A 7405-nucleotide genomic window follows, 5' to 3' on the forward strand; every position below is an offset into this window, starting at 1 on the left:
CCGCGCCTCCCGTCCGACGTCGTTGCGGGTCTACGCGACCGCGGCCTGCGCCTGCACCTGCCGCTGCACCCGGCCCAGCATCCCGACCATGCCCCGGATCCGCAGCGGGCTGACCGCCTCGCTCAGCCCGATCGTCAGCGGGTAGTCCGCCGGCACGGCGAGCACCTGCTCGGCGGTCAGGCCGGACAGCCCCTGCGCGAGGATCGACGCGAAGCCCCGCGTGGTCGGTGCCTCGCGCGGCGCCGTGGCGTGCATCCGGACGATGCCGGGCGCGTCGCCGTCCGCACCCACGGTGACCGTGATGAAGACGGGGGACTGGCACTCCTCGACGCGCTCGAGCTCGTCCTCGTGCCCCTGCAGGCGCTCTGGAAGCGCCGGGAGCTCGTTCGAGAACTCGAGGAGCAGCTGCAGGCGGTCCTGCTGGGAGAGTTCGAGGAAGTCATCGCGGATCTCGGCGAGGGACTGGGGGAGTGCGTCGGTCATCGGTCGGTGATCGTACCCGGTTCGGTGCCGACGGCGATCGGGACGCGGACCGCGCTGCCCCACTCGGTCCACGAGCCGTCGTAGTTGCGGACGTTCTCGTACCCGAGCAGGTGCTGCAGGACGAACCAGGTGTGGCTCGACCGCTCGCCGATGCGGCAGTAGGCGATGACCTCGTCCGCGTCGCCGATGCCGGCACCGTCGCGGTAGATCGCGTCGAGCTCCTCGCGGGTCTTGAAGGTGCCGTCCGGTGCTGCGGCGGTGGCCCACGGGATGTTCACGGCGGTGGGGACGTGGCCGGCGCGGAGGGCACCCTCCTCCGGGTAGTCCGGCGCGGTGGTGCGGTCGCCGGCGTACTCCGGGGCGCTGCGGACGTCGATCAGCGGCTTGCCGAGGTGGGCGAGCACGTCGTCCTTGTAGGCGCGGATCTCGGTGTCGATCCGGTCGACGACGGGGTACTCGACCGGCGTGACCACGGTCTGGTCGGTGGTGAGCGCGCGGTCCTCGGCGATCCACTTCGCCCGGCCGCCGTCGAGGAGACGGACGTCCTCGTGGCCGAACAGCGAGAAGACCCAGAGCGCGTAGGCGGCCCACCAGTTGTTCTTGTCGCCGTAGATCACCACGGTGGTCTCGCGGCCGATGCCCTTGCTGCCGAGCAGTTCGGCGAAGGCCTCGCCGTCGATGTAGTCGCGGAGCACCGGGTCGTTGAGGTCGGTGTGCCAGTCGATCTTCACGGCACCGGGGACGTGGCCGGTCTCGTAGAGCAGGACGTCCTCGTCGGACTCGACGACGACCAGGTCCGGGGTGCCGGCGTCCAGGTGTTCCTGCAGCCACTCGGTGGAGACGAGCCGCTCCGGGTGGGCGTAGGCGGTGAACTTCTCGGACGTGTCGACCGGTGCGGTCATGGTGGGCTACCTCCAGGTGGTCATCCGGCACCGGACTAGGATCGGTCGTCGGTGCCTGTGGGCAACGGTACGCGGGCGTGCCGTGCTCCTGACGCAACGTGACACCCCACGACATGCTTCCCGAAGGACTGCCCCGATTGTCAGCGAACACCGCGCCTGAACACCTCGTCGACCGTGACCCGCAGGTGACCCCGCAGCAGATGGCTGCGTCGCTGGTCCCGCCGCCCCAGTTCGCCGACGCGTCGTTCGCCTCCTACCGGCCCGACGCGGAGTACCCGTCGCAGGCGGCGGTCCGCGACGCGGTGGAGGCCTTCGTCGCCGCCGGTCCCGCCGACCAGCCTCGCCGGGGGCTGTTCGGTCGCCGGAAGCCCGTGGCGGAGTCGACCGTGAAGTCGGGCGTCTACCTCGACGGCGGGTTCGGCGTCGGCAAGACCCACCTGCTCGCCGCCGCGTACCACGCCGCCACCGGCCGGAAGACGTTCGGCACCTTCATCGAGTACACGGCGCTCGTCGGGGCGCTCGGGTTCCAGGGGACCGTCGACCTGCTGCGTGGGACGGCGCTGGTGTGCATCGACGAGTTCGAGCTCGACGACCCCGGTGACACGATGGTGATGACGCGCCTCATCAAGGAGCTCACCGAGACGGGCACCCGGTTCGCCGCCACCTCGAACACGCCGCCGGGCGCGCTCGGCGAGGGACGGTTCGCTGCGCAGGACTTCCTGCGCGAGATCCAGGCGATGTCCGACCGGTTCGACACCATGCGCATCGACGGGCTCGACTTCCGCCGGCGTGCGGTCGACGAGTCGGCGGGCGTGGTGGCCGACGTCGCCGCGGCACTCCCCGGCGGACGCGTCACGCTCGACGACTTCCGGGCGGTGGTCGGGCACCTCGCGTCCGTGCACCCGTCGAAGTACGTCGCGATGGTCGAGGACCTCGACGCCGTCGGCCTCACCGACGTGCAGCCCTTCACCGACCAGACCGATGCACTCCGGTGGGTCGCGCTGGTGGACCGGCTGTACGACGCGCAGGTCCGGATCGTGGCGTCGGGCACCCCGCTCGACCAGGTGTACCCCGAGTCGATGCTCGACGGTGGGTACCGCAAGAAGTACCTGCGTGCGGCGAGCCGCGTCGTGGCGCTGACCCGCGCCGTGGACTGAGCCGCCTGCCGGTCGCGAGGAGCCGGTGCCCTGCCGCGCCGCGCCTCCGGGCTCCGTTCCGCGACGGCTGTCGGACACCGTCCGGACGGACCGGGAGAACTCGTGGCCCCCGTCCAGGGGACTGCCCGACGGACGAAACACGACGTTTACACACCGGGCCGTCGCGTTACATCCGCGAAACACTTCGTGCTCCCTCGTGAAACCTCGCCTCGCCAGACTCGGTGACACCCGACGCGGACCAAGAGCCGCTGGTGCAATCGAGAGGTGAACAGATGCTTGATCAGGGCAACACGACGTTCGTGTTGGTCATGGCGGCGCTGGTGTTGTTCATGACACCCGGCCTGGCCTTCTTCTACGGCGGTCTGGTGAAGGCCAAGTCCGTCATCAGCATGATGATGATGTCCTTCGGGGCGATCGCGCTCGTGAGCGTCCTCTGGGTCGTCTACGGCTACGCCATCGCCTTCGCGAACCACGGTGACGGCACGGCGGTGTCCGGTGTCGTCGGCTTCTTCAGCATCGACTGGAACCAGATCGGCCTCGGGCAGGCGTTCGAGGAGGCCAAGGCCTCGACGATCAACGCCGCGTACCCCTCGATGGCGTTCGTCGGCTTCCAGGCGACCTTCGCGATCATCACGGTCGCCCTGATCTCCGGTGCGATCGCCGACCGTGCCAAGTTCGGCGCGTGGATGGTCTTCGCCGGCGTCTGGGTCACGGTCGTCTACTTCCCGGTCGCCTCGTGGGTCTTCAACCTCACGTCCGGCTGGGCAGCGACCTGGGGCGTCATCGACTTCGCCGGTGGCACCGCGGTCCACATCAACGCCGGTGCCGCGGGTCTCGCGCTGGCGATCGTCCTCGGCAAGCGCGTCGGCTTCGCCAAGGGTGCGCACAAGCCGCACAACCCGCCCTTCGTGCTCCTCGGTGCCGCGATCCTGTGGTTCGGCTGGTTCGGCTTCAACGCCGGCTCCGAGGGCGCCGCGGACGGCATCGCCGCGATCGCCTGGGTCAACACCCTCGCCGCCCCGGCCGCCGCGATCCTCGGTTGGCTGCTCGTCGAGAAGCTCAAGGACGGCAAGGCCACCTCGATCGGTGCCGCGTCGGGCGCCGTCACCGGCCTCGTCGCCATCACCCCGGCGTGCGCCGCGCTCACCCCGGGCTGGGGCATCCTGCTCGGCTTCCTCGCGGGCATCATCTGCTGCTTCGCGATCGACTGGAAGTACCGTCTCGGCTTCGACGACTCGCTCGACGTCGTCGGCGTCCACCTGGTCGGCGGCATCGTCGGCACGCTGTACCTCGGCTTCTTCGCCAACGACACCGGCCTGATCTACTCGGGCTCGTTCACGCAGCTCGGCAAGCAGGCCGCCGCTGCCGGCGTGGTCGGTCTCTACTCGTTCATCCTCGCCTTCGTCATCGGCTGGATCATCGAGAAGACGATGGGCTTCCGTGTGAAGACCGAGGACGAGGTCGCCGGCATCGACACCGCGGTCCACGGCGAAGAGGGCTACGTCCTCTACGAGGAGCGCGACGAGACCCCGGTCTCCGTCCGGTAGTTCGCTGCCACACCGTCACGACGGGCCCCGCGCACACAGCAGCGCGGGGCCCGTCGTCGTGTGCGGGGCGCGGGGCGTGACGGCGGCGCGGGCGCGGGCGCGCGGGGGCGCGCGGCACGGCGGGGCGGCGCGAGCGCGCGGGGGCGCGGGGGCGCGGCGGGGCGGCGCGGGCGCGCGTGGCGCGGCGCGCGCCGGTGGTGCGGCGCGGGTTCGCACAAGGGAAGTCACCCCGAGCCGCGCGATCGCGTGGTTCGGGGTGACTTTAGTTGTGCGGCGCGGCGGCGGGCGCGCGGCCGGCCGCCCGGGCCCGCGGCGCGGCGGCGAGCGCGCGGCCGGCGGGCGCGCCCGACGCCGCGCGTCCGGCAGAGTGGAGCCATGACGACGACGTCGAACACGCTCACGAACCTCCGCGAGGTCGGGGGACCCGGCCTCCAGCACGGCCGCCGACGCACGGTGTACCGGGCGAACACCGACCCGGTCGCTCCCGCCGCGTACCCGGCGGGCCTCGCCGCCGTGGTCGACCTGCGCCGCGTGGACGAGACGGACGCGGTGCCGCACCCGCTCGCCGCCACGCCCGCCTACCGCTCCGTGCCGCTCTTCGACCCGGCCTCGGCGATCGAGTCCGCCGCCGAGGCCGTCCACCTCGAGGACCAGTACACCGACTGGCTCGACCGGCACCGCTCCGGTATCGCCGCGGCGCTGCGGACGATCGCCACCGCGGACGGCGACGTGCTCGTGTGCTGCGCCGCGGGCAAGGACCGGACCGGCATCGTGAGCGCGCTGCTCGCCCGGCACTGGGGCGCCGACCTCGACGCCGTCGGTGCCGACTACGCGGCCAGCGCCGCCGGGCTCGTCGAGCGGTTCGCCGCCGAGCGCGCCGCCAGCACGGACCCCGTGGCGACGGCGATCGGCCACCGCTGCGTGCCGGAGATCATGACGACGGTCATCGAGCGCGTCGAGCGGCGGTGGGGCTCGGTGGACGGGTACCTCCGCAGCATCGGGCTGCGGGACGAGGAGATAGCCGCGCTCTGACCGGTGGCTGCGCGCGCGACGCGGGTCCGGCTCTGGACGTGCGGACGGACGGGAGGCGCGGTGCGGGTCGGACCCGCACCGCGCCTCCCGTCATGGGTCGCGTCAGCGACCTGGTGGCGTCAGCGCGTCACCAGGCGTAGTCCTCCGGCGAGGTCTTGTGCCCCGGGAAGATCTCGTCGAGCCGGTCGAGCGCACGCTGGTCGAGGCGGATGTCGACGGCGCGGACCGCGGACTCCCACTGCTCCATGGTGCGCGGGCCGGTGATCGGTGCCGTGACGCCGGGCTGGTGCAGGAGCCACGCCAGGGCGAGCTCGCCCGGGGTGTGCCCGAGCTCCTTCGCGAAGGACTCGTAGGCGGTGAGCTGGTCGCGGTGGCCCTCGACGTACTCGGCACTGCGGCCCGAGAGGCGACGTGAGCCGTTCTCGGTCTTCTCGATGACGCCACCGAGGAGGCCGCCCTGCAGCGGCGACCACGGGATCACGCCGAGGCCGTACTCGCGGGCGGCCGGGAGGACCTCGCGCTCGATGTCGCGCACGACGAGGTTGTAGATCGACTGCTCGCTGACGAGGCCGAGGGTGTTCCGGCGCGCGGCGGCCTCCTGGGCCTGGGCGATGTGCCACCCGGCGAAGTTCGACGAGCCGACGTAGAGCACCTTGCCCTGCTGCACGGCGACGTCGATCGCCTGCCAGATCTCGTCCCACGGGGTCGCGCGGTCGACGTGGTGGAACTGGTAGAGGTCGATGTGGTCCGTCTGGAGGCGCTGCAGGCTCGCGTCGAGGGCCTGGCGGATGTTGTACGCGCTGAGCTTCCCGCCGTTCGGCCAGTCGATCATGTCGCCGTAGACCTTCGTCGCGAGGACGGTCTTCTCGCGCCGCCCGCCCCCCTTGGCGAACCAGCGGCCGATGATCTCCTCGGTGGCGCCCTTGCCCACCGAGCCGCCGTAGCCGTTGGCGGTGTCGAAGAAGTTGACGCCGAGCTCGTGGGCCCGGTCCATGATGGCGTGCGAGTCGTCCTCGCTGGTCTCCGGGCCGAAGTTCATGGTCCCGAGCACGGCTCGTGAGACCGACAACCCTGTGCGGCCGAGGTGTGTGTAGTCCATGGTCCAGGTCTACGCGGTCCCGGTCTCCGCAGGCAGGCCCTGTGGGTACCCGCCTCGGAGGGTGCGCTCCATGCCGCGCCGGGCATGAGCGGGTCGGGCAGGGGAGTAGCGTGCGGTCTCGTGAACACCCCAGCACTCCGTGGCAGCCGGATCCTCGGGTTCGGCCACCACCAGCCAGCACGCGTCCTCACCAACGACGAGCTCTCGACCATGGTCGACACGAACGACGAGTGGATCCGCACGAGGACCGGGATCGAGACCCGGCACATCGCCGGACCATCGGACACCGTGACTTCCATGGCGATCGAGGCAGCGCGGAACGCCCTCGCCGACGCCGGCGTCGCGCCCTCCGACGTGGGACTGGTCATCGTCGCGTCCACCACCCACCGCGACCGGGCGCCCTACACCGCCGGTCGGGTCGCCGCGGCGCTCGGCCTGTCGCCCGCCGCCGCACCCATCGACATCAACACCGCCTGCAGCGGCTTCGAGTACGGCGTCGCGCTGGCCGACCAGGCGATCCGGGTCGGGTCGACGGACATCGCGGTCGTCGTCGGCTCGGAGGTGCTGTCCGGCATCGTCGACTGGACCGACCGATCCACGTGCGTGCTCGTCGGGGACGGAGCTGGCGCCGCCGTGCTCGGTGTGTCCGACGAGGCCCAGATCGGCCCGGTGTCGTGGGGGAGCGTGCCGCACCTCGAGGAGGCCGTGCTCGTCTCCGGCGACCCCGAGCGCTTCAGCCAGGAGGGTCGCTCCATCTACCGTTGGGCCATCACCGAGGCCGCCGACCACGCCCGGGCAGCCGTTGCCGCTGCGGGGCTCACGATGGACGACATCGGGGTGTTCGCGTTCCACCAGGCGAACCTGCGGATCATCGAGCCGCTCGTGCACGCCCTCGGCGGGGAGTCGAAGTTCGTGGTGCGGGACGTCGTCGAGTCGGGGAACACGTCGGCGGCGAGCGTGCCGCTCGGGCTGTCGAAGGCGTGGGCCCGAGGGGACCTCCCCGAGGGGGTGCCGGCGCTGCTCTTCGGGTTCGGCGGTGGGTTCGCGCACGCTGGGCAGGTGGTGACGACGCCGGTGCGGGGGCGCTGAGGCGGGCTTGCGCTGTGACGGACGGGAGGCGCGGTGCCGGCTGGCACCGCGCCTCCCGTCCGTCTGTGGGTTGCGTCCGGCCGATCGGCGGTTGCG

General features: G+C 71.7%; 7 protein-coding genes. 4 read left to right on the forward strand and 3 right to left on the reverse strand.

The genetic code is table 11. The annotated features are described in order from the left end of the window. Window positions 1-30: 30 nt before the first annotated feature. A complete protein-coding gene (locus BIV01_RS11335; RefSeq protein ID WP_071295259.1) occupies window positions 31-483 on the reverse strand; it encodes a SufE family protein in 453 nt (150 codons plus the stop codon). Then, a complete protein-coding gene (locus BIV01_RS11340) occupies window positions 480-1385 on the reverse strand; it encodes a sulfurtransferase (protein WP_071295260.1) in 906 nt (301 codons plus the stop codon). Before BIV01_RS11340 ends, BIV01_RS11335 begins: the two co-directional genes overlap by 4 nt. Before the next feature lie 113 nt (window positions 1386-1498). On the opposite strand from BIV01_RS11340, the gene zapE reads away from it, so the two are divergent. The 3 genes from zapE to BIV01_RS11355 all read left to right on the forward strand — a co-directional run bounded on the left by zapE (window position 1499) and on the right by BIV01_RS11355 (window position 5121). Then, a complete protein-coding gene (zapE, locus tag BIV01_RS11345; protein WP_071302920.1) occupies window positions 1499-2542 on the forward strand; it encodes a cell division protein ZapE in 1044 nt (347 codons plus the stop codon). Window positions 2543-2814: 272 nt separating this feature from the next. After that, entirely contained in the window at window positions 2815-4089 is a 1275-nt protein-coding gene (locus tag BIV01_RS11350; protein WP_070418818.1) for an ammonium transporter, read from the forward strand. Between the two features lie 375 nt (window positions 4090-4464). Next, a complete protein-coding gene (locus tag BIV01_RS11355) occupies window positions 4465-5121 on the forward strand; it encodes a tyrosine-protein phosphatase (RefSeq protein ID WP_071302921.1) in 657 nt (218 codons plus the stop codon). Between the two features lie 127 nt (window positions 5122-5248). On the opposite strand, the gene BIV01_RS11360 is transcribed toward BIV01_RS11355, so the two are convergent. Beyond that, a complete protein-coding gene (locus BIV01_RS11360; RefSeq protein ID WP_071295380.1) occupies window positions 5249-6220 on the reverse strand; it encodes an aldo/keto reductase in 972 nt (323 codons plus the stop codon). Window positions 6221-6340: 120 nt separating this feature from the next. On the opposite strand from BIV01_RS11360, the gene BIV01_RS11365 reads away from it, so the two are divergent. Continuing rightward, a complete protein-coding gene (locus tag BIV01_RS11365; protein ID WP_083413986.1) occupies window positions 6341-7309 on the forward strand; it encodes a beta-ketoacyl-ACP synthase 3 in 969 nt (322 codons plus the stop codon). Window positions 7310-7405 lie beyond the last annotated feature (96 nt).

It is taken from the genome of Curtobacterium sp. MCBA15_013 (assembly GCF_001865095.1).
In the GTDB taxonomy this organism is placed as follows: Bacteria; Actinomycetota; Actinomycetes; order Actinomycetales; family Microbacteriaceae; genus Curtobacterium.